The organism is Paenibacillus dendritiformis, from assembly GCF_945605565.1.
Lineage (GTDB): Bacteria > Bacillota > Bacilli > Paenibacillales > Paenibacillaceae > Paenibacillus_B > Paenibacillus_B dendritiformis_A.
Genome location: NZ_OX216966.1, coordinates 48,824 through 75,234, shown reverse-complemented (window position 1 = coordinate 75,234; position 26,411 = coordinate 48,824). Strand labels below are relative to the sequence as shown.

Here is a 26,411-nt window from a genome sequence, read left to right as displayed (position 1 = left end):
AGGGGCTGTACAAAGGCGGTGTACAAATTTGGGTGACATAAAAGAAAGTAATCAGCGTTTTATCCCATACGGACAACAATGGATTGACGAAGAAGATATTGAGGCAGTAGTCCAAACGCTAAGAAGCCCTTTTATTACCCAAGGACCAGCTATTACAGATTTTGAAGCAAGTATCGCGGATTATGTAGGTGAGAAGTATGCTGTTGCTTTTTCAAATGGCACAGCCGCACTTCATGCTGCCTGCTTCGCAGCGGAGATAGGTTCAGGGGATGAAGTAATCACAACCCCGATAACCTTTCTGGCCAGCTCGAACTGCGTATTGTACCAAGGCGGAACGCCCGTTTTCGCCGATATTGATAAGCGGACCTATAATATAAATCCAGATGATATAGAAAGAAAAATAACATCTCGGACCAAAGCCATTATCCCCGTTGATTTCTCAGGACAACCTGTTGCAATCGATCGAATCATGGATATTGCACATCGTCTTGGACTGATTGTTATTCATGATGCCGCACATTCGTTAGGTGCTGAGTATAAGGGGAAAAAAGTGGGTTCATGGGCAGATATGACGATGTTCAGCTTCCATCCCGTAAAGCATATTACGACGGGCGAAGGTGGAGTTATTACAACTAGTAACGAAGCCCTTTATCGAAAACTTGTGCTTTTCCGCAATCACGGCATGACTCGAAATGCAGAGGAATGGACACGTAATGATGGGCCTTGGTACTATGAGATGCATGAACTTGGTTATAACTACCGAATGACCGATATGCAGGCCGCTCTTGGTCTTTCTCAATTGCGTAAGCTGGACAAGTTCGTTATGCGGCGCAGAGAAATTGCATCGATGTACAATGAAGCATTTAAGGAATTGCAAGGCATCGTCATTCCTGAACAATATGATGGAACGGCGTCCAGCTGGCATCTTTATGTTCTGCGGTGGCTTCCTGAATATTTTACAGCGGGTCGCCGAGAGATATTTGAAGCATTACGTCAAGAAGGTATCGGAGTAAACGTTCACTATATTCCAGTGTATAAGCAGCCGTACTATCAGAAGCTTGGCTACGACATGGTGCTGTGTCCTTATGCGGAAGCATATTACCAAACGGCCATGTCCATACCGATCTTTCCTAAAATGAGCGACGGAGATGGTACTCAAGTCATTTCTGCTGTTAAAAAGGTATATGAGCAGTTTGTGAAATAATGGTATTGAGACGGGCCTTAAAGTTTTTATGTTTTATTTTCGTTGACAACGCTTCCAGCCAGTGATATAGTCGGAATTGTGAAGGACAAATCTTCACGGCATTTGAAGATGAAGGGAATGTTATCGACATGCAAGGTAAAGTAAAATGGTTTAACGCTGAGAAAGGCTATGGCTTTATCGAGACTGCAGAAGGCAACGACGTATTCGTTCACTTCTCCGCTATCCAAGCGGATGGCTTCAAGACTCTGGAAGAAGGTCAAGAAGTTGAGTTCGATATCGTGGAAGGCGCACGCGGTCCACAAGCAGCTAACGTAATCAAACTGTAATTATACCGACGTGAGTCGAATTATATATGATTCCGATTAGCTAGACGCAACCCCGGCAGATACAGCCGGGGTTTTTCATTACCGGCGGCTTGAATCAGAAAATCGGCAAAAAAAGAGACCCGATTTTTCGGGTCAAGGGTTTAAGTACTTGGTGGCGACGATTGCGTTTTGGGGAAGAAGACAGGGGATCCGATCGATCACCGGGTAAGCAAGAAAACTGTCCGGAGAGTAGTAGCAGCCGTCTCCTTCAATGAGACTTGATTTTGTATTTGGACAGCACAACGGGGTGCGTTCAACATTATCTCCATTTTTCTTAATTACGATTAGGCTTGAGGGGTTGGCAGGGTTCATATGTACTGTAGTCAACCTGTGCTCGATCACCTCATACCCCAGTTCAATTGCTTTCTCATAGAGACGGGTAACATATCCATGAGACCTCATTCTTTTCCTAGCCTCTTCATCTGCAAAGTGATAGGATGGTTCAACAAGAATGAGAAACTTTCTGGTTATCCGGTACAATTCTTTTAGTGCCTCTTCTTCTCGGCCTCCATTAGGTTCGACAGCATGTACTGTATAGACGATATCTATCGAATCGTTGGCGATAGGAGTGTTGAAAAGGTCTCCTACAAAAAGCTGAGTTGAATCAATGCCCATTTCGATAAGAAACTCTCTTGCATATTTTATTCGCGACCAAGAAACATCAAAGCCGTAGATAGATACAGGACATTTTGATAAATTAGAGATAATAAGCGCAAGAGAAGTAGCTTCTCCTACCCCAGCTTCAAGTATACTATTAAATTGACCTAGCTTCTCTATTACTGAAGTGAGCTCATCACATAGTTTCCCTCTTGACTCTCTGAATAAATCGTTGTTTTTATAAGCATTTGTGTAAGTCCCTGCCTGAAAATCATAACTGATTAGAATGTCTTCTAATGTATTGAATGTTCTACCATCCAGACCTTTTAAATAATTAATGATATTACCATTGTTCTGGTAGATCTCCTTTACTCGGTTCAATATGGCGATTTTATCCATAGGAGCCTCCCTCCTTTACATTATGATACATGATTTGGCAGGAGTGTCAACGATAATGATATTGGGACATCAACGCGAATGTAGGTTTCTATTTTTCCTTCGGCAAATATGATAAGAAGGGGGGGATAAGTATCGTCTAAACACCTGAATTACTAAGTTAGGTCGCTTGTATTGTGGAGTAATTAGATTTGCAGTTAATTGCCTATACTTTGAGCATAAAAGGTCGTATTTCACTGTCGCAATCTTCTTCCTTCCAAATTAGAAAGGCTCAAGATCGTATAATCAACCATCCCCATAACTGATTAGCTTTATCCACCTCACACTTAATTGTCCAGGATACTTAAGCCGTTTGCACCGTTGAGGCATCAGCGTGTCACAGCGAGTGAGCGATATACTCTACATATCTTATTGTACTTTTGTGAAGCCATTATAAGCTTTGGAGGAGGCACAACGGAATAGAGTAATATATACATATTTATAATCATGAGAGAATACAGTGAAAGCTGAACAACCTGACACCGGTGGAGTACCGGCGCAGCTTGTGGCGTAGGGGCTTTTTTCAATGTCAACAAAATTGGGGCTTGACCATTAAGAGCGCTGGGCTTGTTTTTCGTTTGTAAAAAATACCCCAACCGGGAATACTCCAAATACCGTATCCCTCGGAAGGAGGCTGGACATGAGCGGGAAGGATGAAACCTTGGAGTACTCCGCGCTGGATTATGAACCGTTAGCTGCGGCCTTGGAGAAGAATGTGCAAAAGATAAAGGAGACGCTGGGCGAAAGCACGGATCTCGTCGTAAGAGAACTATGGGTGGGAGGAAGGTCTGAGCAGAAGACAGCCATTTTGTACATCGAAGGGTTGGCCGATACGACGGTAGTGCAAGATTTTATCGTGAGGGCGGTTACGAGCAGCGAGATGATTTCGGAGGCGCAAGAGCGATCGCCAGAGGCGGATTGGTTCACCAGATTCAAAGAATATGCGGTGTCGGTATCCCACCTTGAAGAAGTCGCTGATTTCCGCATGCTGTTCAGGTGCCTGTTGAGCGGGGAAACGATTATTTTGCTTGATCGATGTGACCGCGGACTTGCCGCGGATACGGCAGGCTGGGAGGATCGCGGGGTGCAAACTCCCGAAGATCAGACGGTCGTGAGAGGTCCGCGGGATGCGTTCACCGAAAATTTGAGAACCAACACGGCGCTCGTTCGCCGGAAAATCAAAAATCCGATGCTCTGGCTTCAGACGAAAACGATCGGGACGCTATCACAGACGAGCGTAGCCGTCATGTACATTAAGGGGACGGCTGACGAGCAAGTGGTGGAAGAAGTACATAGGAGATTGGATAGGCTGGAACTGGCCGGCATATTGGAAAGCGGGATGATCGAGGAGCTCATTGAAGATCGGACATATACCCCTTTTCCGACAATGTACAATACGGAAAGGCCCGACGTGGTAGCATCCGGGCTGATGGAAGGGCGCGTAGCGATATTGGTCGACGGAACGCCCTTCGTCCTGTTGGTGCCTGCTCTGTTCATTCAATACTTCCAGGCTGCCGAAGATTACTACCAGCGCTCCGATTTCGGGTTGATTCGAATGCTGAGAATGTTAGCCTTCTTTATTGCTCTGCTCGGCCCGTCTCTATATATCGCCATTACGACATTCCACCAAGAGATGCTCCCCACTCCGCTCATGATCAGTATTGCGGCCGGGCGGGAAGGCATCCCCTTCCCTGCTTTTGTCGAAGCCTTGATTATGGAGACGATATTCGAGATTTTGCGGGAGGCAGGCGTTCGCATGCCCCGGGCGATCGGGCAGGCCGTATCCATTGTCGGTGCGCTAGTGATTGGCCAGGCGGCGGTAGAGGCGGGGCTGGTATCGCCAGGGATGGTTATTGTTGTCGCGATAACCGCGATCTCCAATTTCTCCCTTCCTGCCTACAGCATGGGAATTGCCGTCAGAATTTTGAGGTATCCGCTGATGGGATTGGCGGCTATGGCGGGGTTGTATGGCATTTTTATCGGGATCGGGATGATTATGGTTCACTTGTGCAGCCTGAGATCGTTCGGCGTGCCGTACATGACTCCGTTCTCCCCGTTCAATCTGCGGGAACAGCAAGACAGCCTCCTCAGACTGCCGAAAGTTAGCCTCGCCGAACGCATACACCCAATCAATACGAAAAAGAAGCGATGATGGGGGCAGATAACCGTGATACATGCGGCATATATATGGCGCGCTGTGGCGATGTGGCTGATGGTGACGCTAGCCTTGAGCGGATGCTGGGACAGGAGAGAAGTCAATGATATGGTCATCGCCGTAGCGATGGGGGTGGACCAAGCGGAGGACGGGTATTCCGTAAGCGTTCAGGTTGTCGACCCGGCAGAAATCGCTTCGAAGAAGGGGAGCGGGCACGCTCCGGTTACAGTCTATAAGGAACAGGGAAAAACGGTATTCGAGGCCGTCAGGAGAATGACGACAACATCGGCGCGGAAAATATACTTTTCCCATCTGAGGATGTTCCTGATCGGCGAAGAAGCGGCCAGAAAGGGCATCGCCCATGCAATCGAATTCATTTCCCGGGATCATGAATTTCGAACCGACTTTTATATCGCCGTCGCCAGGGAGAGCAGGGCAGAGGAGATTTTAAAGGACTACCCGGCTATCGAAAAAATTCCTGCCAACAAAATGTTCTCCTCGCTGGAGATGTCGAGCAGATCGTGGGCGGCGACCGGGACGGTGAAGCTGGATGAACTGATATCCGATATGATGACCGCAGGAAAAACGCCGGTCATTACGGGAGTTCGGTACCTTGGCGATATCAAGGAAGGGAAGACGAGAAAAAACGTACAGGCAACGGAATCGCCGGCCCAATTAAAATATGAAGGAATGGCAGTCTTCAGGAAAGACAAGCTCGTCGGTTGGCTAAATGAAGATGAGAGCAAAGGCTATAACTACATAAAGGGCAGCGTGAGGAGCACCGTGGGCGTGATCCCTTGTCTGGGCGAAGAAGGTATGCTTATGTTAGAAACGCTTAGAACAAACAGCCGAATTCATGTAAATAGAGCCAGCCGTACGCCGAAAATCGATATCCATATCACGGCAATCGCCAATATAGGAGAAACGCAGTGCAGGGATAATCTTGGAGATCCGGCCGTTATTCACGCTCTGGAAAAGAGCGGGGAAAAGAGGCTGACATTGGTTTTAGAGAAGACGCTGAAAAAAGCGCACGACATGAAGACGGACTTTATCGGCCTGGGGGCTGCCCTGCATCGTTCCGCTCCCGGAGCATGGGCACGACTGAAGTCGCATTGGCCAGAACGTATGGATTCCGTTCCCGTCCATTTTCATGTCGATGTGAAGCTAAGACTTTCCGGGAAAACGAAAGGGACCTTTCTTGAAAAAGTGAAAGAATGAGCTGTTTGTACCAAATGGGGGCGAGTTGGTGGTGAAGCCGATGAAAATCAATCTGCGTCAATTTAAAATATTTGCCATTCTCTTCACGGTCGGGACGACGATTTTGATTACGCCAGCCGGGTTAGCCGCAGAAATCGGACAAGACGCCTGGATGGCTCCCATCGCGGCAATGGCGCCGGGGTTGTTGCTCGTCCTGCTCTATAACGGGATTACCCGTGCAGCTCCCGGAATGACGATCGTTGAAATAGGCGAGTCGCTGTTCGGCACATGGATTGGGAAGGGATTGGCGCTGCTGTTTATCCTGTTTTCCTTCTTTGGAGCCGCATTGGTGTTATTCGATGTCGGCAAATTCATTATTACGGTGTTAATGCCGGAAACGCCGCTTCTGTTTGTCAATGCATTGTTTGCTCTTCTTCTCCTGTATGCGATTGGGAGCGGCTTCGATACATTGGCCAGAATGACGGAATTGCTGTTCCCATGGTTTGCGCTTCTGTTTCTATTTATGGTGGCGCTGCTGCTTCCGCAAATCGATGTTAGGAATGTCCAGCCGTTCCTGGAAGCAGGGCCGAAGGAACTGGCCCATTCGGTGCTGGTGGTATTAAGCTTGTCCTATATGCCTCTCGCCATCTTCCTGATGGTTCAGCCCGTCGAGCTGACAGATGCCAGGAAAGCCCCTCGAGCCTTCGCTTGGGCTGTCATGGTTGGCGGAGTTCTATCTAGTGTCGTCGCAGCATTAACCATCCTTGTGCTTGGCGCGAACGTCACTTCACTGCAAGAATATCCGGTTTATTCCTTAGCGCAGCGAATAAGCATTGGCAAATTTCTGGAACGGGTTGAAGCGATTGCGGCGGGGCTGTGGTTAATAACGACGTTTGTGAAAATGTCCCTTTACTTCTACGCAGCGGTATCAGGGCTTGTTCGTCTTGCTCGCCTTCCAAGCTACCGAGCCATATTGCTGCCTATGGTCGCGCTGTTAGTCGTTGTATCGGTAAAGGTTTTTCCGAATTCGGCTGCAGAGCATCAATTCACCGCCACAATCTGGATTATCATCGTATCAGCGGCGGGAGTGGCTATTCCCCTTCTGTTGTTCATAGGACTGATGATTAAGCGTCAGTATCATAAGGGAAAACAGTAACCTCCAGTGTGTGCCCGACATCATACTGTCACTCTCTATGTGCGTGCAATCACAAGCTGTTCGAATGGGCCGTGTTACTCTGAAAGCAATAGATGAGAACTATTCTCATTCTAAGCCTAGATGTACTATGCAAGCTGCAAGGGGGACTGGCAATGAATAAGACGCTCGATTTGACGAAAACGGTGTTCGACTTATGCGCAACCGATCCCGAGATTATCCGAATTATGCAGTCATTGGGGTTTGAGCAGATTGCAAATCCCGTCTTATTAAATACGGCCGGCCGCATCATGACGATTCCGCGGGGAGCCAAGGCCAGGGGAATTGATATGGATGTCATTATGGATACATTCGAACGCGAAGGTTATCACGTCATCGGCAAGGAGGGGAACCGCAATGAGTGAGATCATTAGCAACCGCGGGCATCATGGTCACAAAACCAATCGGGAGCGTCAGGAGCAGCTAAAGCAAATTATTAAACAACTCCATGAGGGTAAGCCGGTTGATGAAGTCAGGGCCCAATTTGAGGAGGCGGTGGGCGACGTTACGGTGGCGGAAATTTCGGCGCTTGAGCAGGCACTGATCGGAGAAGAGGGAATTCCGGTCGAGGAGGTGCAGCGTCTCTGCTCCGTCCACACGGCCGTATTCAAGGGGTCCATCCAAGAGCTGCACCGTTCGGCTCAGCCAGAGGAGCAGCCCGGACATCCGGTTCATACGTTCAAGCTGGAAAATCGCGAGCTGGAGCGGCTGCTGCATTTCAAGCTCTCCCTTCATATGGATCGGTTCATGCAGGATGGAAGCGAGCGCAGCCGGAGCAAGGTGCTGGAAGATTTGAAGCTGCTGATGGAGATAGATAAGCACTACAGCCGCAAGGAGAATTTGCTGTTTCCGTATTTGGAGCAGTACGGAATTCACGGCCCAACGCAGGTCATGTGGGGCGTCGACGATCGTATCCGGGCTGATGTGAAGGCGGTAAGACAGGCTATATGCGACTTGTCTTCCGACGACATTGAAGAACGGGAAGGCATCGCGGCACGTCTGCGCAGCCTTGTTCAAGAAGTGGATGAGATGATCTTCAAGGAAGAAAATATACTTCTTCCTATGGCATTGCAGACATTGACAGAGGATGAATGGTTCCGCATCGCCGCAGAGAGCGGCGAGATCGGGTACTGCTTTATTGAGCCGCCCGCCGAATGGAAGCCAGTGCGTTCGCCGGCTGAAGCTGAGGATACGGCAATACGAGAAGGATATATCCGTCTGGAGACTGGCTTGCTATCTTTGAAGCAGCTGGAACTGATGTTGAATCATCTTCCGGTTGATATCACTTTCATCGACGAGCATGATGTCGTTCGTTACTTTTCGCATGGCCCGGACCGCATCTTTACCCGCACGAAGTCTGTTATCGGCCGTACCGTTCAGAATTGCCATCCGCCGCAAAGCGTGCATATTGTCAACCGGCTGTTGGATGATTTCAAATCGGGTGTGAGGGATGCAGAGGATTTCTGGATTCGGATGAAAGACAAGTATGTGCTGATCCGGTATTTTGCCATTCGAGATACGGATGGACGCTATATGGGGACATTGGAGTTTACGCAGAATATTGCGCCGATTCAGGCCATTGAGGGAGAGAAGCGCATTTATTCCGGATTATCATAGATTCATGGGTGTGGCCGTTTCCCGGTATTATCAGGGGCGGCCTTTCCTATTTTTTAACTAATAAAATCCACAAAATCCGGATTCAAACACACTTCAACCGGGTACATAGCTCATACATATTGTTAATGAATTGTAACCGTTTCACGTAGTTCCTGCTGGGCAGTTATGGTATAATGTAGACATCAAAGGAGGAGTGTCCTATGAATTACAAAGTTCGAGGTCAACACATTGAAGTGACAGACGCCTTGCTCGATTATGTCGAGAAGAAGCTAGGGCGGCTGGAACGCTATTTCGAAGCTCCCCCTAAGTCAGATGTCAACGTGACGCTGAGCGTAATACGCGACCAGCATACCGTTGAAGTGACGATTCCTTTGCCGGGCTTGCTGCTGCGAGCGGAAGATCGAAGCAAAGATATGTACGCTTCCATCGATTCCGTCACGGATAAGCTGGAAAGGCAAATCCGCAAGCACAAGACGAAGGTCAACCGGAAGTTCCGTCAGACGGGCACCGAAGCGCATCTGTTCAGTGACGCGGCCACGCCGGTACCGGTGGATGAGGAAGACCAGCTCGAAGTCGTACGGACGAAGCGGTTCACGCTGAAGCCGATGGACGTCGAGGAAGCGATTCTGCAGATGAATATGATTGGACATAGCTTTTTCGTCTTCTCGAACGCAGAGACGAAGGAAGTGAACGTAGTCTACCGCCGCAATGACGGACGCTACGGCTTGATTGAACAAGGCTGATAACGGCTTGGCCGGCTCTGCTTCATCGCGATGTCAGAGTCTGCACCCAATACCCAAATTTGGACTGAGCCTATTTCCACAACGGAATGGGCTCTTTTCGCGTCTATATTCTAGAGGTTGTTCAAAAAGCTCGCTTTTGATCACGAAGTAATTCTGAATGTAACTCGGCATCGAATCTTGCATTCACTCTCGAAGTCCGCTGCTCATGTAGCCTCGTCTACACTCCGCTGCTCCTTACAAGTTTTGCAGAGCAAAACTCGCTTCGGAAGCATAAGCTTCGAGTTCAAGCAACCTTCTCGGTGCTGAAAACCGCCCTTTTTGAACACGTATTTCATAAGATGTTTGTACACAACCTGTGGAGTGATTTGAAAAGTTTCATTTTGTTTGCGAAAGCGAGACATTCACTCATTCTGCAAGGCAGGACGGCCTGAATTGGCGGAAATGCGCGAATTCCTGCCCTGCCAAGGTTGCGGGCGCCTTTTGAAACTGTTACAATTTATTGCAAAACGAGTCAACGCCGCCATTCCCGAATCCACCCGCTCCGCGGGGGTGGGATGGACGAAGAAATCACGAACGGATTTGCGTGAAAGGGGTTTAGCATGCTAGGACTTGTGAAAAAGATATTCGGCGATGCCAACGAACGCGAAGTGAAACGGTTGATGAAGACTGTGGAACATATCAATGGCATGGAGCCGGAATTCGCGAAATTAACGGATGACCAATTGCGTGGGAAGACGGAGGAATTCCGTGCCCGTCTCGAGAAGGGCGACACGCTGGATCAATTGCTGCCTGAAGCGTTCGCTACCGTCCGCGAAGCGGGCAAGCGTGTGCTTAACAAGCGTCACTACGACGTGCAGCTGCTTGGCGGTATGGTGCTTCATGAAGGCAAGATTGCCGAGATGAAAACCGGGGAAGGGAAGACGTTGGTCGGAACTTTGCCCGTCTACCTGAACGCTCTCGCCGGCAAAGGCGTGCATGTTGTCACGGTCAATGACTATTTGGCAACGCGTGATAGCGAAGAGATGGGGCAAATATACCAATTCCTCGGCATGACGGTCGGCTTGAACCTGGCCGGTATGGATCCTGGAATGAAGAAGGAAGCCTATGGCTGTGATATTACGTATGGGACGAACAATGAGTACGGCTTTGATTACTTGCGTGATAACATGGTGCTCTATAAGGAACAAATGGTTCAGCGCCCGCTGAATTTTGCCATTATTGATGAAGTGGATTCCATTCTGATCGACGAAGCGCGGACGCCGCTGATTATTTCCGGACAAGCTGCCAAATCGACGGAGCTCTACCACATTGCGGATACGTTCGTTAAAACGTTGAAGCCGGAAGAGGACTACACGATCGACGTCAAGACCCGTCAAGTGGCCCTTACGGAAGCGGGTGTATCCAAGGCGGAGAAGGTGCTCGGCGTCGAGAACCTGTTCGACGTCAAAAACGTGACGTTGAACCACCACGTGCTGCAGGCGCTTAAGGCGAATTCGATTATGCGCCGCGACGTCGACTATGTGGTGAATGATGGCGAGATCGTCATCGTCGATGAATTCACGGGCCGCATGATGGCGGGCCGCCGTTACAGCGATGGCCTCCATCAGGCGATCGAAGCGAAGGAAAAGCTGGAAGTACAGAACGAGAGCATGACGCTCGCGACCATTACGTTCCAGAACTATTTCCGGATGTATCGCAAGCTGGCCGGCATGACCGGTACGGCGAAGACGGAGGAAGAAGAATTCAAGAGCATCTATGGTCTCGAGGTCATTCAGATTCCGACGAACAAGCCGAACCAGCGGAAGGACGGGCCTGACATCGTCTACAAGACGGAGAACGCGAAATACAATGCGGTCGTCGAAGAGATCGTGAAGCGGCATCAGAAGCAGCAGCCGGTGCTTGTCGGTACGGTATCGATCGAGAACTCGGAGCTGCTGTCGGATAAGCTCCGGAAAAAGGGCGTTAAGCATCAGGTCTTGAACGCGAAGTTCCATAGGGAGGAAGCCGAGATTATCTCCCGTGCGGGCGAGCCGGGTCAAGTTACAATCGCGACCAATATGGCTGGGCGCGGTACAGATATTATTCTCGGTGAAGGTGTGCCGGAGCTTGGCGGCCTGCATATTATCGGAACGGAGCGCCATGAGAGCCGCCGGATCGATAACCAGCTGCGCGGCCGTGCGGGACGCCAGGGAGACCCTGGCTCGACACAGTTCTATCTGTCGCTCGGAGACGAGCTGATGCGCCGCTTCGGCGCAGACAACGTGCTCGGCATGATGGAGCGCCTCGGCTTCGAGGAAGATCAGCCGATCGAGTCTAAGCTGATTACGCGTGCGGTAGAATCGGCGCAGAAGCGGGTCGAAGGCAATAACTTCGACTTGCGTAAAGTCGTCCTTCAATATGACGACGTGATGAACCAGCAGCGCGAGATTATTTACCGCCAGCGCCACGAGGTGTTGGAAGCGGAAAATATCCGCCAGATCGTCATGGATATGATCAAGCCTTGCATCGAGCGCACCGTCGACGCGCACTGCAACGAGGATGATATTCCAGAGAACTGGGATCTGCAGGAGATCGTCGATTATATGCACCGGACGATGCTTGATGAAGATACGATTACGAAGGATGACCTGTGGGGCAAGGAGAAGGACGAGATCGTCGAGTTCCTGTTCGACAAGGTCGTGGCACAGTATACCGAGCGGGAAGAGCGTCTTGGAGAGGAGCTCGTGCGCGAGTTCGAGAAGGTCGTTGTGCTTCGCGCGGTTGACTCCAAATGGATGGATCATATCGATGCGATGGATCATCTCCGTCAGGGCATTCACTTGCGAGCGTACGGCGGCACCGATCCGCTGCGTGAATATCAGTTCGAGGGCTACGAGATGTTCAACAACATGGTCGCTTCCATTCAGGAAGAAGTATCCCAATATATTATGAAGGCTCGTGTAGAACAGAACGTGGAACGCCAAGCCGTGGTGGACGAGAGCAAAATGTCGACCAACGCCGAGCCTGCGGTCAAGCGTCCGGTTGCCAAGGGCGAAACGATCGGCCGGAACGACCCTTGCCCTTGCGGCAGCGGCAAGAAATACAAACAGTGCCACGGGAAGCAAGATTAAAGAATCGAACTGCCTTTCAGGCAAGTCTCCTCTGTCGGTGACCAATGAACCACCACAGGAGGCACTCTGAGCGGCGGCATGGCAATAAGCCGATGAGAAGGACGGGCGGCAGATTAGGGAGCCGCCCGTTATTCGGATCGGAGGGAATGGAATGACTTCCCTTCCCATACACTATGGTCGAGGTGACAGCAAATGATTGATGCAAGTGTACGCCATCAATTGCGGGATATCGCAGCCAAATTGACCAACCTTAGGGGGTCTCTTTGACTTCGATCTGAAGCAAGAGATGATATCGAACTATGAAGAGAAGATGTCTGCGCCGGACTTCTGGGACGACAACGAACGGGCGCAAGGCATTATTAGCGAGCTGAACGCTATCAAGGGCATTGTCGAGGAGTACAGCAAGCTGCAGCAGGACCACGAGGACACGCAGATGATGCTTGAGCTGGCCGACGAGGAAAATGACGAAGGCTTGGCCCAGGAGCTGGCAGCGTCAAGCAGCTGTACGAGCGGGTGGAGCAGTTCGAGCTTCAACTGCTGCTCAGCGAGCCGTACGACAAGATGAACGCCATTCTGGAGCTTCATCCAGGAGCGGGCGGCACCGAGTCGCAGGATTGGGGCCAGATGCTGCTGCGCATGTATACGCGCTGGGCGGAGCAGCGGGGATTCAAGGTCGAGGTGCTGGACTACCTTCCGGGGGATGAAGCCGGCATCAAGAGCGTAACGCTGCTGATCAAAGGATACAACGCGTACGGCTATCTGAAGGCGGAGAAAGGCGTTCACCGGCTGGTGCGCATCTCTCCATTCGATTCCTCCGGCAGACGGCATACGTCCTTCGTCTCCTGCGATGTCGTTCCCGAGATAACGGATGATGTCGATATCGAGGTACGGACGGAGGATTTGAAGATTGACACGTACCGGGCCAGCGGCGCCGGCGGCCAGCATATCAATACGACGGATTCGGCCGTGCGGATTACGCATATTCCGACCGGCATCGTCGTGACATGCCAGACGGAACGCTCCCAGATCAAGAACCGCGAACGGGCGATGACCCTCCTGCGATCCAAATTGTACGAACGCAAGATTGAAGAGCAGCAGAAGCAGCTAGCCGAAATCCGCGGCGATCAGATGGATATCGCGTGGGGCAGCCAGATCCGTTCGTACGTGTTTCACCCGTACAGCATGGTCAAGGACCATCGCACCCAGGTGGAGACGGGCAACGTCGGCGCCGTCATGGACGGCGACATCGACGAATTCATTGAAGCGTATTTGCGCACATTAATACAACCCGCTTCCGAATCTTAATAGAGGTTGTTTAGTTCAAAAAGCCCCGACTTTTTGACTCGCCCTAATATAGACCGACTCGCCACCTGCGCCGATGTTCACATCGGGGCAGGTTTTTTTCTGCACGGTAACGCTTCACTTTACTAGAGCGGTGGCCGGAATGCAATACTATCATGGACGGTGTCCATGACTTGCAATTATGGTGACTAAGGAGAGACGCAATCGTTATGCCAACTCAATCTCAATCCCAATCCCAATCACAAGCGCAACCCTCATCGGGATCCTCCCGCAAGCCGCGGCGACGCGAGCCCCGGCTGCCCTATCACCATCCGCTCCGGATCGTGCTTGATTACGGCTGGATTTTGCTCGGCGCGTTCATTATGGCGCTGACGTTCAACAGTCTGATGCTGCCGAATCGCATTGCCTCTGGCGGCATCTCCGGTCTGTCCATTTTGCTGGAAAACCAATTCGGCTGGAACCCGGCCTATACCCAGTATGCGTTCAATATTCCGTTATTCATTATCGGCGTTCTGCTGCTCGGCAAGCAGTTCGGCGTGCGGACATTCATCGGTTCGCTGGCGCTGCCGACCTTTATATTTCTGACGAGCCACATCGAGCCGGCGACGGATAACCCGCTGCTGGCGTCCATATTCGGCGGCATCGGTATCGGCCTGGGCCTCGGCATTGTCTTCCGCGGGCGCGGGTCGACGGGGGGCAACGCCATCTCGGCGCAGCTGCTGCACCGGTACGGGCGCATCAGCCTCTCGCTCTCCGTCGCGATCTGCGACGGCGTCATCATCGCGCTGGCCGGCTTCATGCTCTCGTTCGAGAGCGCCATGTATGCGCTCATCGCGCTGTTCATTACGAGCAAGACGATCGACATCGTCCAGGTCGGCCTCGGCTCGACGAAGGTCGCCTTCATCATCAGCGAGGAGGCCGAACGCATGTCGGAGGTTATCCTGCATGATCTCGATCGCGGCTTGACGAAGCTGCGCGGGGAAGGCGGCTTCACAGGGGAAGGAAGAACCGTATTGATGGTCGTCGTCGGCCAGACGGAGATTATTAGACTGAAGGAGTTGGTCCGCTCTGTCGACCGGCAAGCTTTCGTCATTATTAGCGATACGAATGAAGTGCTGGGAGAAGGGTTCAAGCTGTCTCCCGACAAGCCGTAAGCGGAGTAATACCTCAATATATTCCTCATCAGGCAGGGTCTGGACATTCAGTCGAATGTTCAGACTCTTTTCTCTATGATATATGTAAACTTTCTTGACTTGGGCAGTCAGCCAATGGTACGATTATTACAGAATTGTTACCTACATATGGGAAGACGCTCTTTTTACAAAAGTAGACGACTCCCGTGAATGATTCCATCATATATATACGATGGATAGAGGATGGATAAGATTCATCTGCCAGAACCACGGCATGAACTAACCGGCCGATTGATGACTGAGTTATGGGAGGTGCATGAATGGCAGTTACGAACAATCGAATCCGCGGCAATCCGTGCGCGCTTGTCATCGTGGTGCTTATTCTCATCACCTCGATTCTCATGCCGATGCATGTCGATTTTCATCCGGTTACGGACGAGTCGCCGAAGCAAGTGGTTGAACCGTATACGCATACCATTGTTATCACGAGGCCGAACGTTAAAGTGAAGTTCGTCGGCCCGCCCCCGCTTATTACGACCCCTTCGATTCTAAAATGGAACATTCCATCTGAAATTACACCTCATATCTTTCATTTTTTGGCATTTATTGCGATTGCGCTCAAATGTTTATTTCTCATGCCCGTAAAATTCACCTCGGCGTTCGTGGACAAAGCCATGCGCACAGCTGGCAAAGCCGTGGAGCGAAAAGCTGAATCATTACGATAGTGGAGGGAATCACATTGAATATCAGGCAATCGGATTTACCGGGAATTGGTCGGAAGTATTCTATGGAGACAGCGAGCGGAGACAAGCTGGTCATTATTATTCATGACGACGGCCGCCGGGAAATGTACCATTTCGACGAGGAAGATCCCGAGCTTATTCTGTCGACGGTAACGTTGGAGGATGAGGAGGCCCGCATGATCGCCGGCATTATCGGCGGTTTGAATTATCAACCGAAAGCATTGGAAACGGTAGAGATGGCATTGAACGACCTTGTCATTGAATGGTACAAACTGGATTCGCATGCAAAATGCATCGGCAAACGCATCGGGGAATTGAAGATCCGCGAACAAACGGGCGCGACCATCATCGCCGTAGTCGAGAAAAATCAATCGAAGCACATTAATCCGGGTCCGGATTATCAATTTGCACCGAATTCGACGCTGGTAGTCACCGGGGAAAGGCAGCACCTGAAAGCGCTGAAAGCATTTTTGTCTACTGGATGCGATGAAAGTTGATGAGGGGAGGCGGCGCTAAGCCGCGTCTATATATGCTGCTATCCCTATGTACAAAGGGGGATATATGGATACGTTAATTTTTGAAATCGGACTGGCGATAGCCTTAATTACGATCGTGGGACTCGTGTCGAACAAGCTCCGGTTCTCGGTCATCCCGTTCTATATTTTGATTGGGATGGCCGTCGGGCCGCATGCTCCCCATTTCGGGGTCATCGACCTGCGGTTCATTGAGAGCGGAGTATTTATTGATTTCATGGGACGCATCGGCGTGCTGTTCTTGTTATTCTATCTCGGGTTGGAGTTCTCCGTCACCCGGCTGCTGAAGTCGGGCAAATCCATTGTCGTCGGCGGACTGTGCTACATCGGGATTAATTTCGTCTCGGGTCTGCTGCTCGGATGGCTGATGGGCTTCCCGCTCAAAGAGACGATGGTTATCTGCGGCATCATGACGAGCTCGTCCACCGCAATTGTGGCGAAAGTGCTCGTCGACCTGAAGCGGACGGCCAACCCCGAGACCGAGATTATTATGGGCATGATTATGTTCGATGATTTATTCATCGCCGTGCATATTTCGATTTTGTCCGGGCTAGTGCTGAGCGGAGACAGCTCATTCTGGAGCGTGCTTCTCACTTCACTGTCGGCCTTGATCTTCATTCTGCTCTTCCTGTTCATCGGGCGAAGGTTCATTCCTTTTATCGACAAAGGGCTGAATATCAAGTCGGCAGAGCTGTTCCTGCTCGTCATTATCTCGGCGCTGTTCCTGACGGCGGGCTTCTCGGAGACCTTCCATGTCGCGGAGGCGATCGGGGCCTTGATGGTCGGCATGGTGCTGGCGGAATCGAGCCATGTGAAGCGGATTGAGCATTATATTTTGCCGTTCCGCGATCTGTTCGGCGCGATCTTCTTCTTCAGCTTCGGCTTGACGATTGACCCGACCTCGCTGTTCGGCGCGGTATGGGTAGCCTTGCTGGGGGTTCTGCTTACGATTATCGGAAATATGCTCTCCGGCTATATCGCGGGGCGCGTGGCCGGCATTTCCGGGCGTGCTTCGATGAACATCGGCTTTACGCTCGTATCAAGGGGCGAATTCTCAATCATTATGGCCAATATCGGGAAAATGGGCGGACTGCTGCCAGTCGTTCAGTCGTTCGCCGTACTGTATGTGCTCATCTTGGCCGTCTTGGGCCCGCTGCTGACCAAGGAGTCAGAGCGAATATACGGATTGTTCGGCAAGCCGCGGCAGCGGCCGAAGCCCAAGCCGAAGCAGCAGCACAAGGAAATGTAATCCGTTCTCCGCATGGAGCGGATCTGACAGCGGAAGCGTTTATACGCTTAGTAAAAAAGGCATGAGGACGAGAAGCTTACGGCTTCGCTCCCCATGCCTTTTTCCTTTGTGGAGAGGGCAAGAAAAGGAAATTGGAAAAATGATTGTATTTATATAAATCCAGATGTATAATGATACATAAATTATTGCGCCGGAACGTATTTTCTACTGAGAGGCAGAGAAATGGAGAGAGCGAGATATGGGGAACGAACAGGCATTGAAGGTGGCGATTGTTGGATCGACGGGCTATGGCGGCGTAGAGCTGGTTCGCCTGCTGCTGAATCACCCGCATGTGGATATTGCGTCCGTCATCTCGGCATCAAGCGCCGGGACACCGATGACCGCCGGATTTCCGCATCTCCATGAGATCGTGACCGACACGCTGGACGGGGTTGACCCGGAGCTTATCAAGAGCAAGGCCGAGGTTGTATTTACGGCGACGCCATCGGGCGTCAGTGCCAAGCTTGTTCCGCAGCTGCTGGAGGCGGGTCTTAAGGTCATCGATTTATCCGGGGATTTCCGGTTGAAGGACGGGGCCGAGTATACGAAATGGTATAAGCATGAGGCGCCATCCGCCGAGCTGCTGGAGGAAGCGGTATACGGCCTGTGCGAATGGAGCGACCGCGCGGAGCGGGTGAAGGGACGAAGGCTGATCTCCAATCCGGGCTGCTATACGACGGCCGCACTGCTGGGGCTGGCGCCTGCGGTCCAGGCGGGCTGGATCGATCCGGCGACGCTCATTATCGATGCCAAGTCCGGCGTGTCCGGAGCAGGCCGGGGCGTAAGCCTGAATGTTCATTACGCGGAGATGAACGAGAACTTCAAGGCATACAAGGTGAACAAGCACCAGCATATTCCGGAGATCGAGCAGCTGCTGGGCGAAGCGGCGGGAGCGCCGGTGACCGTGACCTTCACGACCCATCTGACGCCGATGACGCGCGGCATTATGTGCACGATGTACGGCACGCTGACCGGGAATTATACGGAACAGGACTTCATCCGGCTCTATCAGGAGAGCTACGCGGGGCGGCGCTTCGTCCGCATTCGCCCGCAAGGGGAACTGCCGGCGACAAAGGAAGTGTTCGGCTCGAACTATTGCGATATCGGCTTCGCGGTCGATGCGCGGACGAAGCGGGTGACGGTCATCTCCGTTCTCGACAACGTCGTCAAGGGTGCAGCCGGGCAGGCTATCCAGAATTTGAATCTGATGATGGGCTGGGAGGAGAGCAGCGGATTGCAGCTTGCTCCGGTCTACCCCTAATCGCAACTTACCATTTCAGAAGAAGAAGGTCGATGCCTTATGAAAAATAGAGAAACCTTGCTTACCGCCACAGAGGCGCCCTATGAGGTGATTACCGGTTCCGTCACGACGCCGCTTGGCTTCCGGGCCGGGGGCCTGCATTGCGGATTGAAAAAAACCGATCGCAATGATCTCGGCGCGATCGTATGCGACGTGCCGGCGACGGCGGCGGCAGTCTACACGACGAACGCCTTCCAGGCGGCGCCGCTGGTCGTGACCCGCGCCAGCCTGGCGGAAGCCGGCACGCTGCGCGCCGTGATCGTCAACAGCGGCAACGCCAACGCCTGCACCGGCAAGCAGGGTGAGGCGGATGCGTACCGCATGCGCAGCGGCTTCGCCGAGCAGTTGGGCGCCGTGCCGCATGAGGTGGCGGTCGCTTCGACCGGCGTCATCGGCGAGCCGCTGAAGATGGAGTGCGTCGAGCGGGGCATGGCGGCCTTGCCTGCCCAGCTGACCGCAGAGGCGGACGGCGCCGAGAAGTTCGCGCAGGCGATTCTGACGACGGATCTCGTGAAGAAGGAAGCCTGCGTGGCGGTAACGGTGAACGGCAAGACGGTTACCGTCGCAGGGGCGGCCAAAGGCTCCGGCATGATTCATCCGAATATGGCGACGATGCTCGGCTTCGTGACGACCGACGCGGCGATTGAGCGCTCCGCGCTGGAACGGCTGCTGCGGCAGACGACCGACGTGACGTTCAATATGATTACGGTGGATGGCGACACGAGCACGAACGATATGCTGCTCGCGATGGCCAGCGGCTTGGCGGGCAATGAACCGCTGCATGAGGGCCATCCGGATTGGGCGGCGTTCGCTGCCGCTTTCCGCTATATTTGCGGCCAGCTGGCGCAGGCGATTGCCCGCGACGGCGAAGGCGCGACGAAGCTTATCGAGGTGAACGTCACCGGCGCGGCGACCGAGGACGCAGCCCGGGCGATTGCGAAGTCGATTATCGGCTCCAGCCTCGTCAAGTCCGCCGCTTTCGGTGCGGATGCGAACTGGGGGCGGATTATCGCGGCGGTCGGTTATTCGGGCCAGCCGGTGAACGTGGACACCGTCGATATTCATATCGGGCCGATCGAGGTGTTGAAGCAATCGACGCCGGTGCCGTTCGATGAAGAGGCGGCGCTGGACTATTTGAAGGGCGACACGGTCCATATCAAGGTGGACCTCCATATGGGCAGTGGCGAAGCGACGGCATGGGGCTGCGACCTGACCTATGATTATGTCCGCATCAATGCGGCCTACCGGACGTAGGTAGCAGCCGGGTAATTGACGGGATTAATGATTCATCCTGCTAAGGAAATAGATGGGCTTAAAGATAGATTAGCTTCCCGGTGGAGAGGGGGATGGACCTTGCACACGTTGTCTCAGGAGCAGGGAACCGAGACGAAGCGCTCCGTACGGACGGAACGGTTCGTTATGAAATGCGGCGGCAGCACCTTGGCGGCGCTGCCCGATACATTCTATCAGCAGCTGACGCAGTTGCAAGCGGAAGGCACGATGCCGGTCATCGTGCACGGCGGCGGTCCGGCGATCTCGGCCCTGCTCGACAAGCTCGGCATCGAGAGCGAGTTCGTAGGCGGACTGCGCAAGACGGACGAGGCGGTGCTGGACGTCGTGGAGATGGTGCTGGCCGGACAGATCAACAAGCAGATTGTCCGGCGCTTGACCGGGACGGGCGCGCGTGCGGTCGGCCTGTCGGGAACGGATGGCGGGCTCATTGAGGCCCGCCCGGTCGCCAACCAGGCGGAAGTCGGATACGTCGGCGACGTGACGCAGGTGAACGCTGAGTTAATAGAGGCCTTAATCAGCCAACAGTATATGCCGGTGATCGCGCCAATCGGGCTCGACGGCGGCGGTCAGCGCTACAACATTAATGCGGATACGGCAGCCGGTGCGGTTGCTGCACATCTCGGCGTGGAACGGCTCATCGTCATTACCGACGTGCCGGGAATTATGAAGATGAATGATGGCCTCCGCACCGTCCTCCCCGTCGTGACGACAGAGGAGATCGAGGCGATGATCGCAATCGGGGAGATTTACGGCGGGATGATTCCGAAGGTGCGCGCCGCGATGCAGTGCATGGCGGGCGGCGTGAAGGAAGTCGTCATCGCCGACGGAGCGGAGCCCGGAATATTGCGCCGCCTGATGAGGGGCGAGACGATCGGGACGCGAATCGTGCAGGAAGAGGATAAGGAGGGAGTACAGTGACACAGGCGGACAACGTAACATCATCATTATTGCCAACCTATGCGCGCTATCCAATGACACTCGTGAAAGGAAGCGGCAGCCGATTGTGGGATGATCGGGGCAACTCGTACTTGGACTTTATGAGCGGCATCGCCGTGGCGAATCTCGGGCATGTGCCGGAGCGGGTCAAGGCGCGCGTGCAGGAGCAATTGGAGACGCTCTGGCACGTCTCCAACCTGTTCCGCATTCCGCAGCAGGAGCAGGCGGCCGAATGGCTGACGAACCATACCTGCGCGGACGCGGTCTTCTTTTGCAATAGCGGGGCGGAGGCCAATGAGGCTGCGATCAAGCTGGCCCGCCGCTATCACGCCAAGGTGGCGAACAGTGGACGCTACGAGATTATTACGTTCCAGCAGTCGTTCCACGGCCGGACACTGGCGACACTGACGGCGACGGGGCAGGATAAGGTGAAGGAAGGCTTCCACCCGCTGCCGGAAGGCTTCCGCTACGTGCCGTTCAACGATATCGACAGCCTGCGGGCGGCGGTGAACGATAAGACAGCAGCTATCATGCTGGAGATCGTGCAAGCCGAAGGCGGCGTGCATACGATTAAGGCGGCCTTCGCCCAGGAAGTGGCGAAGCTGTGTGCCGAGCACGGGCTGCTGCTCATCATCGACGAGGTGCAGACCGGCATGGGCCGCACGGGAGCGCTGTTCGCGCACGAGCATTACGGGCTGGAGCCCGACATATTCACCGTGGCGAAGGGATTGGGCAGCGGCTTCCCGGTCGGCGCGATGCTCGCCAAGGAGTATCTGCGCGAAGCGTTCGGCCCCGGCAGCCACGGCTCGACCTTCGGCGGCAATCCCCTCGCGATGTCCGCGGTCATCGGCACGATGGAGACGATGATCGAGGAGAAGGTCGCCCAGCGGGCGGCGGAGCGCGGAGCGTATCTGCTGAACTCGCTGAAGGTGAAGCTGAGCGACGTGCCGGTGGTGAAGGATGTCCGCGGCTTGGGGCTCATTATCGGCATCGAGTGCAGCGAGCCGGCTGCGGACATCGTGGAAGCCGCCCGCGCCGCCGGATTGCTCGTCATTACGGCCGGTCCGAATGTCGTTCGGCTGCTGCCGAACCTGCTCGTGACGGCGGAAGAGATCGATGAGGCGGTCTCGATTCTCCATCAAGTGCTGGAGGCGCGTTCGCGGGCGAAGGCGCTCGTATAAATCCAATACTACACCCGAAGCCTGCCGGGCGCTTGCGGCCGGCGGCTTCGCTCATTGAAGAGGCAACAGGAATAGATTCGCGGCGAACCGCCGCAACGACACGGATCCCGGAGGTGGCTTTTATGACATTGACAGAGGCGAAGATTGACTTGCGCGGACGCGATTTCATCGCGCTGGCTGACTATACGAAGGAAGAGCTTGAATACCTAATCGATTTGGCGATCGAACTGAAGCGCAAGCAGAAGGCAGGCGAGGTGTACCGGCCGTTGGCGGGGAAGACGCTCGGCATGATTTTCGAGAAGTCGTCCACCCGGACGCGCGTCTCCTTCGAGGTGGGCATGTACCAGCTGGGCGGCCATGCGCTCTTTTTGAGCAAAAACGATCTGCAGTTAGGGCGCGGAGAGACGATCTCGGATACGGCGCAGGTCATGTCCCGCTATTTGGACGGCATTATGATTCGGACGTTCGCCCATCGCACGGTCATTGATCTGGCGCGCAGCGCGACGATTCCGGTCATCAACGGACTGACGGATATGAGCCATCCGTGTCAGGTGCTGGCCGACTACCAGACGATTCTCGAGCATAAAGGCCGTCTGGCCGGCTTGAAGGTCGCTTATATCGGCGACGGCAACAATATGGCGCACTCGCTCATGATGGGCGCCGCGAAGCTGGGCGTCAACATGGCTGTCGCTTCGCCGGAAGGCTATGTGCCGGATGCGAATGTCATTGCCCAATGCAAGGAGCAGGCCGGGCTCACTGGAGCGGAATTGCTTGTCACCCAGGATGCCGCCGAGGCGGTGGCGGATGCAGATGTCATTTACACAGATGTGTGGGCAAGCATGGGCTTCGAGGAAGAGCAGAAGGTACGGGAGCACGCGTTCAAGAATTTCCAGGTAAACGAGGAGCTTGTGCGCTATGCGAAGCCGGATTACATCTTCATGCACTGCCTGCCGGCGCATCGCGGCGAAGAGGTAAGCGCGGGCGTCATTGACGGCGGCAATTCGGTTATTTTCGACGAGGCGGAGAATCGCCTGCATGCACAGAAGGCCATCTTGGCAGCCTTAATGGGATAGCACTGCACTATTGGGACGAAGAGGAACGGGGGAGACAGAAGTGGAAAAGATCAAAATCGTATTAGCGTATTCGGGCGGCCTCGATACGTCGGTCATTTTAACCTGGCTAAAAGAAACCTATGACGCCGAAATTATCGCGTTCACCGCAGATGTGGGCCAGAAGGAAGAGCTGGACGGCCTCGAAGGGAAGGCGATCGCGACCGGCGCATCCAAAGTATATATCGACGATCTCCAGGAGGAGTTCGCTCGCGATTTCATCTATCCGATGTTCCAGGCCGGCGCCCTGTATGAAGGCCAATATTTGCTCGGCACGAGCATCGCGCGGCCGCTGATTGCGAAGCGCATGGTCGAGATCGCCCGCAAGGAAGGGGCCAAGTTCATTGCGCATGGCGCGACGGGCAAAGGCAATGACCAGGTTCGCTTCGAGTTGGCTGTCGCCTCGCTGGCGCCGGAGATCGAAGTGATCGCCCCATGGCGCTCCGAGGAGTTCCGGTCCCAATTCCCGGGCCGCGCCGAGATGATCGCTTACGCGAAGAAGCATGGCATTCCGGTGCAGGCATCGGCGGCGAAGCCGTACTCAACCGACCGCAACCTGCTTCATATTAGCTTCGAGAGCGGCATGCTGGAGGATCCGTGGTTCGACCCGGCCGCCGACAGCAACAAGGAAATGTACGTGCTGAGCGTGGCCCCGGAAGACGCGCCGAACGAAGCCGAGTACGTCGAATTGACGTTCGAGCAGGGGAACTGCGTCGCGGTCAACGGCGAGCGTCTGACGCCGCTGCAGGTGATGAACAAGCTCAATGAGCTTGGCGGCAAGCATGGCATCGGGCGCGTTGATATGGTCGAGAACCGCTTCGTGGGCATGAAGAGCCGGGGCGTATACGAGACCCCGGGCGGCACGATTCTGTTCACTGCCCACCGGAAAATGGAGTCGCTCACGATGGACCGCGAAGTGATGCATCTGCGCGATTCACTGATTCCGAAATACAGCTCGATCGTATACAACGGCTTCTGGTTTGCGCCGGAGCGCCTCGCGATTCAAGCGCTCGTGGACGAGAGCCAAAAGCATGTGACGGGCACGGTTCGTCTGAAGCTGTACAAGGGCAATGTCATCGGCGCCGGCGTGCAGAGCCCGTTGAGCCTGTACAACCCGGATATCGCCACGATGGAAGCCGATCCGACTCAGGCTTACGATCAGAATGACGCGACCGGCTTCATTCATCTGAACGCGCTGCGGCTGAAGGTCGCATCCGGCGTCCACGGCGCCAGCGTGCACGGTGCGAAGCTGGAGCAATAGACCGCACGGAACAGGCAGGCGGAGAATCGGTAGCTGTGCACGACAGCTTCCGCCGCTTGCCGCAGGCACGGGTTCCCGGTCTGCAACGCAAGCAAGGTTGAGGTTGAGGGGGGTTATAGGGTGAGCAAATTATGGGGCGGCCGGTTCACGAAGCAGACGAACGAGCTGGTAGAACAATATACGGCCTCGATCTCATTTGACAAATTGATGGCAGAAGAAGACATTCAGGGCAGCCTCGCGCATGTCACCATGCTGGGCCACTGCGGAATTTTGCCGCAGGACGATGTCGAGACCATCAAGGACGGATTGAATCAAGTTTTGAACCGGATTCGGAACGGCGCAATGGAATATTCCGTTTCCGATGAAGATATCCATATGAATATCGAAAAAGCGCTAATGGAAATCGTCGGCCCGGTCGGCGGCAAGCTGCATACGGGACGGAGCCGCAACGATCAGGTGGCAACCGATATGCATCTATACTTGCGCAAGCATGTCGTCTCCTTCGTCGGCCTGCTGGCGGACTTGCAGAGCGCGCTCATCAAGCAGGCCAAGGAAAATATCGACACGATCGTGCCGGGCTACACACATTTGCAGCGGGCGCAGCCGATCCTGTTCGCCCATCATCTGATGGCGTACGTATCCATGTTCGAGCGCGATATCGAGCGGCTTATCGACAGCTACAAGCGAATCAATGTGCTGCCGCTCGGGGCAGGGGCCTTGGCGGGAACGACCTTCGCCATTGACCGGCATCTGGTCGCTGAGCAGCTCGGCTTCGACCGCGTGTACGAGAACAGCCTCGATGCGGTGAGCGACCGCGACTTCATTGTCGAGTTCCTCTCGAATGCGTCGCTTATCATGATGCACCTGTCCCGCCTCTGTGAGGAGATGGTGCTCTGGTCGAGCACCGAGTTCCAGTTCATCGAGCTGGACGACGCGTTCTGCACGGGCTCCAGCATTATGCCGCAGAAGAAAAATCCGGATGTGGCCGAGCTGGTGCGGGGCAAGACCGGACGCGTGTACGGGCATCTCGTCGGCATGCTGACCGTGCTCAAGGCGCTGCCGCTCGCGTACAACAAAGACATGCAGGAAGACAAGGAAGGCATGTTCGATACGGTCGATACGCTCGATGGAGCGCTGCGCCTGTTCGCGCCGATGATCGGCACGATGAAGGTCAACCGCGGCCGGATGGCCGATGCGGTCCGCCAGGATTTCTCCAACGCGACCGACATCGCCGACTTCCTCGTGAACAAAGGCTTGCCGTTCCGGCAGGCGCATGAAGTCATCGGCAAAACGGTGCTCTATTGCATCGAGCGGAACAAGTTCTTGCTCGATCTGACTCTGGAAGAATTCCAGCAATTCTCCGCGTTGTTCGACGAGCGCATCTATACGGTGCTGCAGCCGGAGAACGTGGTCAACGCCCGCAACGTATACGGCGGCACCGCGACCGGCCAGGTGCAGGCGGCGATCGCCCGTGCCGAGCAAGCAGCGGCGAAGACGGCGGCCTGGGTGCAGGAGAAGCAGCCGAATGCGTAACGGATAAATTTTCGGGCACATTGGTTCATGTAGGTGGACTTTGTCCGTAATAACGCTGGGCATGCGTTAATAGCGTCCCGTGAGGCGCTGACGCATGCCATGGTAATGCTAGAGGTCCCTGCCTGATGCGGCAGGGCTATTTTTTGTGCCGCAGGGTCATGCCGCGTGTTGTTATCTGCTATCC

At 54.0% G+C, this 26,411-nt stretch carries 21 protein-coding genes and 1 pseudogene; 21 read left to right on the top strand and 1 reads right to left on the bottom strand.

The window, feature by feature from the left end; translation table 11 throughout:
• Positions 1 to 28 precede the first annotated feature (28 nt).
• Complete coding sequence (pseC, locus tag NNL35_RS00280; RefSeq protein WP_006674770.1) at positions 29 to 1,204, top strand: UDP-4-amino-4,6-dideoxy-N-acetyl-beta-L-altrosamine transaminase; 1,176 nt, start codon at positions 29 to 31, stop codon at positions 1,202 to 1,204.
• A 128-nt stretch (positions 1,205 to 1,332) separates the two neighbouring features.
• Positions 1,333 to 1,530, top strand: a complete 198-nt coding sequence (locus NNL35_RS00275) for a cold shock domain-containing protein (protein ID WP_006674769.1) — start codon at positions 1,333 to 1,335, stop codon at positions 1,528 to 1,530.
• 132 nt (positions 1,531 to 1,662) lie between these two features.
• Here NNL35_RS00275 and NNL35_RS00270 read toward each other — a convergent pair whose 3' ends face one another.
• A complete protein-coding gene (locus NNL35_RS00270; protein WP_006674768.1) occupies positions 1,663 to 2,565 on the bottom strand; it encodes a methyltransferase domain-containing protein in 903 nt (300 codons plus the stop codon).
• Between the two features lie 676 nt (positions 2,566 to 3,241).
• Between NNL35_RS00270 and NNL35_RS00265 the strand changes: the two genes are divergently transcribed.
• The 19 genes and pseudogenes from NNL35_RS00265 to argH all read left to right on the top strand — a co-directional run bounded on the left by NNL35_RS00265 (position 3,242) and on the right by argH (position 26,227).
• Positions 3,242 to 4,753 carry a spore germination protein gene (locus NNL35_RS00265; RefSeq protein WP_006674767.1) on the top strand — a complete coding sequence of 504 codons (1,512 nt, stop codon included), beginning with the start codon at positions 3,242 to 3,244 and terminating at the stop codon, positions 4,751 to 4,753.
• 51 nt (positions 4,754 to 4,804) lie between these two features.
• Positions 4,805 to 5,974: a Ger(x)C family spore germination protein gene (locus NNL35_RS00260; RefSeq protein ID WP_040729660.1), complete on the top strand. Its 1,170-nt coding sequence runs from the start codon at positions 4,805 to 4,807 to the stop codon at positions 5,972 to 5,974.
• A 28-nt stretch (positions 5,975 to 6,002) separates the two neighbouring features.
• Positions 6,003 to 7,109: a GerAB/ArcD/ProY family transporter gene (locus NNL35_RS00255; RefSeq protein ID WP_006674765.1), complete on the top strand. Its 1,107-nt coding sequence runs from the start codon at positions 6,003 to 6,005 to the stop codon at positions 7,107 to 7,109.
• Between the two features lie 152 nt (positions 7,110 to 7,261).
• Entirely contained in the window at positions 7,262 to 7,510 is a 249-nt protein-coding gene (locus NNL35_RS00250) for a DUF1858 domain-containing protein (protein WP_006674764.1), read from the top strand.
• A complete protein-coding gene (locus NNL35_RS00245) occupies positions 7,503 to 8,762 on the top strand; it encodes a DUF438 domain-containing protein (RefSeq protein ID WP_006674763.1) in 1,260 nt (419 codons plus the stop codon). The genes NNL35_RS00250 and NNL35_RS00245 overlap by 8 nt, the downstream gene beginning before the upstream one ends.
• Positions 8,763 to 8,962: 200 nt before the next feature.
• Positions 8,963 to 9,505: a ribosome hibernation-promoting factor, HPF/YfiA family gene (gene hpf / locus NNL35_RS00240; RefSeq protein WP_006674762.1), complete on the top strand. Its 543-nt coding sequence runs from the start codon at positions 8,963 to 8,965 to the stop codon at positions 9,503 to 9,505.
• Positions 9,506 to 10,104: 599 nt separating this feature from the next.
• Positions 10,105 to 12,615: a preprotein translocase subunit SecA gene (gene secA / locus NNL35_RS00235; RefSeq protein ID WP_006674760.1), complete on the top strand. Its 2,511-nt coding sequence runs from the start codon at positions 10,105 to 10,107 to the stop codon at positions 12,613 to 12,615.
• 192 nt (positions 12,616 to 12,807) lie between these two features.
• A pseudogene (gene prfB / locus NNL35_RS00230) lies at positions 12,808 to 13,920 on the top strand (peptide chain release factor 2).
• A 206-nt stretch (positions 13,921 to 14,126) separates the two neighbouring features.
• Positions 14,127 to 15,071 (top strand): YitT family protein, encoded by a 945-nt coding sequence (locus tag NNL35_RS00225; RefSeq protein ID WP_006674758.1) that lies wholly within the window; start codon positions 14,127 to 14,129, stop codon positions 15,069 to 15,071.
• 299 nt (positions 15,072 to 15,370) lie between these two features.
• On the top strand, positions 15,371 to 15,775 hold the full coding sequence (locus NNL35_RS00220) for a hypothetical protein (protein WP_006674757.1): 405 nt from the start codon (positions 15,371 to 15,373) through the stop codon (positions 15,773 to 15,775).
• Positions 15,776 to 15,789: 14 nt separating this feature from the next.
• Positions 15,790 to 16,290 (top strand): cation:proton antiporter regulatory subunit, encoded by a 501-nt coding sequence (locus NNL35_RS00215; RefSeq protein WP_006674756.1) that lies wholly within the window; start codon positions 15,790 to 15,792, stop codon positions 16,288 to 16,290.
• A 64-nt stretch (positions 16,291 to 16,354) separates the two neighbouring features.
• Positions 16,355 to 17,575, top strand: a complete 1,221-nt coding sequence (locus NNL35_RS00210) for a cation:proton antiporter (protein WP_006674755.1) — start codon at positions 16,355 to 16,357, stop codon at positions 17,573 to 17,575.
• 238 nt (positions 17,576 to 17,813) lie between these two features.
• Positions 17,814 to 18,875, top strand: a complete 1,062-nt coding sequence (gene argC / locus NNL35_RS00205) for an N-acetyl-gamma-glutamyl-phosphate reductase (protein ID WP_006674754.1) — start codon at positions 17,814 to 17,816, stop codon at positions 18,873 to 18,875.
• A 39-nt stretch (positions 18,876 to 18,914) separates the two neighbouring features.
• Complete coding sequence (argJ, locus tag NNL35_RS00200; RefSeq protein ID WP_006674753.1) at positions 18,915 to 20,168, top strand: bifunctional glutamate N-acetyltransferase/amino-acid acetyltransferase ArgJ; 1,254 nt, start codon at positions 18,915 to 18,917, stop codon at positions 20,166 to 20,168.
• Positions 20,169 to 20,267: 99 nt separating this feature from the next.
• A complete protein-coding gene (gene argB, locus NNL35_RS00195) occupies positions 20,268 to 21,125 on the top strand; it encodes an acetylglutamate kinase (protein WP_006674752.1) in 858 nt (285 codons plus the stop codon).
• Positions 21,122 to 22,324 carry an acetylornithine transaminase gene (locus tag NNL35_RS00190; RefSeq protein WP_006674751.1) on the top strand — a complete coding sequence of 401 codons (1,203 nt, stop codon included), beginning with the start codon at positions 21,122 to 21,124 and terminating at the stop codon, positions 22,322 to 22,324. Before argB ends, NNL35_RS00190 begins: the two co-directional genes overlap by 4 nt.
• A 122-nt stretch (positions 22,325 to 22,446) precedes the next feature.
• Positions 22,447 to 23,397, top strand: a complete 951-nt coding sequence (argF, locus tag NNL35_RS00185; protein ID WP_006674750.1) for an ornithine carbamoyltransferase — start codon at positions 22,447 to 22,449, stop codon at positions 23,395 to 23,397.
• A gap of 40 nt (positions 23,398 to 23,437) precedes the next feature.
• Positions 23,438 to 24,694, top strand: a complete 1,257-nt coding sequence (locus NNL35_RS00180; protein ID WP_006674749.1) for an argininosuccinate synthase — start codon at positions 23,438 to 23,440, stop codon at positions 24,692 to 24,694.
• Positions 24,695 to 24,814: 120 nt separating this feature from the next.
• The gene (gene argH, locus NNL35_RS00175; protein ID WP_006674748.1) at positions 24,815 to 26,227 is read left to right on the top strand and encodes an argininosuccinate lyase; all 1,413 of its coding nucleotides are present in this window, start codon (positions 24,815 to 24,817) and stop codon (positions 26,225 to 26,227) included.
• The last annotated feature ends 184 nt before the right edge of the window (positions 26,228 to 26,411 follow it).